The sequence below is a fragment of the Trebonia sp. genome (genome assembly GCF_049794275.1).
GTDB lineage: Bacteria > Actinomycetota > Actinomycetes > Streptosporangiales > Streptosporangiaceae > Trebonia.
On record NZ_JBARCR010001128.1, the window covers coordinates 1 to 2,023 of the forward strand.

2 protein-coding genes and 1 pseudogene are annotated in these 2,023 nt (G+C 71.9%); 1 reads left to right on the forward strand and 2 read right to left on the reverse strand.

What is annotated here, in order from left to right; all coding sequences use genetic code 11:
- The first annotated feature begins 5 nt into the window (after positions 1 to 5).
- Positions 6 to 1,142: an Mrp/NBP35 family ATP-binding protein gene (locus WA805_RS28025; RefSeq protein WP_422277193.1), complete on the forward strand. Its 1,137-nt coding sequence runs from the start codon at positions 6 to 8 to the stop codon at positions 1,140 to 1,142.
- 28 nt (positions 1,143 to 1,170) lie between these two features.
- Here the strand turns inward: WA805_RS28025 and WA805_RS28030 are convergent, their stop codons facing one another.
- Together WA805_RS28030 and WA805_RS28035 are read right to left on the reverse strand one after the other, a co-directional pair.
- The gene (locus WA805_RS28030; protein ID WP_422277195.1) at positions 1,171 to 1,539 is read right to left on the reverse strand and encodes a sec-independent translocase; all 369 of its coding nucleotides are present in this window, start codon (positions 1,537 to 1,539) and stop codon (positions 1,171 to 1,173) included.
- A 14-nt stretch (positions 1,540 to 1,553) separates the two neighbouring features.
- Positions 1,554 to 2,023: pseudogene (locus WA805_RS28035) on the reverse strand (hypothetical protein); the annotation flags it as partial.

Here is a 2,023-nt window from a genome sequence, read left to right on the forward strand (position 1 = left end):
GGGGCATGAACTCCCCGCTGCCCACCACCGAGCAGGTGACGTCCGCGCTGGCCGGCGTCAACGACCCAGAGATCGGCCGCCCCATCACCGAACTCGGCATGGTCAAGTCCGTCTCGGTCGGCGCCGACGGCCTCGTGGACGTCAGTGTCTACCTGACCGTGGCCGGCTGCCCGATGCGTGACACCATCACCTCGCGGGTCACCGACGCGGTGACCGCGCTGCCCGGCGTCTCCGGGGCGCGCGTCACCCTCGACGTGATGAGCGACGAACAGCGGAAAGCCATGCAGACGCAGCTGCGCGGCGGGCGCCCCGAGCCGGTGATTCCGTTCGCCCAGCCCGCGTCGCTCACCAAGGTGCTCGCGGTGGCCAGCGGCAAGGGCGGCGTCGGCAAGTCCTCGGTCACCGTGAACCTGGCGGCGGCGCTCGCCGCTGCCGGGCACAAGGTCGGCGTCATCGACGCCGACATCTACGGCCATTCGGTGCCGCGGATGCTCGGCGTGACCGGCCGCCCCACCCCCGTCGAGAGCATGATCATGCCGCCGTCGTCGCACGGCGTGAAGGTGATCTCGATGGGCATGTTCACGAAGGGGAACACTCCCATCGTGTGGCGCGGCCCGATGCTGCACCGGGCCATGCAGCAGTTCCTCGCCGACGTGTTCTGGGGCGACCTGGACTACCTGATGCTCGACCTGCCGCCGGGCACCGGGGACATCGCGATCTCGCTCGCGCAGCTGCTGCCGAACGCCGAGCTGCTCGTGGTGACCACGCCGCAGCTCGCCGCGGCCGAGGTCGCCGAGCGCGCGGGCGCCATCGTGACCCAGACGCGGCAGCGCATCACCGGCGTGATCGAGAACATGTCGTACCTCCTGTGCCCGCACTGCGGAGAGCAGATGGACGTGTTCGGATCCGGCGGCGGCGAGGCGGTCGCCGCCAAGCTGAGCCAGCTGACCGGGACCACGGTGCCGCTGCTCGGCCAGATTCCGCTCGACACCAGGCTCCGCGAGGGCGGCGACAACGGCACCCCGCTCGTGCTCGACGACCCGTCATCGCCCGCCGCGCTGCAGCTCGTCAAGATCGCCGAGGCGCTGTCCAGCCGCGGCCGCGGCCTCGCGGGCCGGATGCTTAACCTCAGCCCGCGCTAGGGGAGGCCGGACCTGCCGGGGCAGCCGCTCAGGTGGCCTCGAGGTCGAACGGCGGGTCCGCGCCGTCCTCGAGCGTGGCGCGCGCACCAGTGGAACCATTGGCGCCGTTGGCGGCAGCGACGGTGCCCGCGTTGCTCACGTTCGCCTGGGTCGCGGCCGGCTCATCGAGCAGGTGCTTCTGCACGAAACGGCGGGGGTTCAGGTCATCGAAGTCGAAGTCCTCGAACTCCGGGCCGAGCCCCTCCCTGAGATCCTGCTTCGCGCCTTCGGCGATCCGGCGCAGGTCGCGCAGCGCGCGGCCCGCCTGCGACGCGATCTTCGGCAGCTCCTTCGGCCCGAACACCACGAGCGCGATCACCGCGAGGACCAGCAGCTTGGTCACGGACAGGTCGAACACGTCACCACTCTAGCTCAGTGGAAGGGATCGGCGACCGCCGCGAGGCGGCGGAACCCGCGCATGATCCGGTCGAAGAACCCGGGCGCCGTGTTCCGCGGCAGGGACGCGACGACCTGGCTCACGACCAGCGGCGGGGCATCGGCGAGCATCGTGTAGACGAACCCGCCCCCGGCCCAGATGATCGAGTGCCCAGCGACGTAGACCTGATGCCCTGGCAGGCTGACCTGCTGCCAGCCGGCCGGCCGCTGCGCGAGCGTGCCGCGCTGCACGAAGAGCGAGACGACCGAGAGCCCGTCAGAATAGCCGAGGTCCAGCACCTGCCCCGCGGCGGTCGTGCTGCGCGCGGCCGAGTACAGCGGCAGGCCGCCGGGGAGGGAGACCGGCAGCCGCCAGCCCTGCTTGTTCAGGCCCGCGAGCAGCTGCGCCGGGGCCGTCACCGCCGACCAGCTCGGCCCGGACGGCGTCGCGGCGGTGGCTCCGGCGC

Excerpts from the sequence above, each read along its gene's own strand:
- WA805_RS28025 (WP_422277193.1), top strand. The coding sequence starts at position 6 with ATGAACTCCCCGCTGCCCACCACCGAGCAGGTGACGTCCGCGCTGGCC.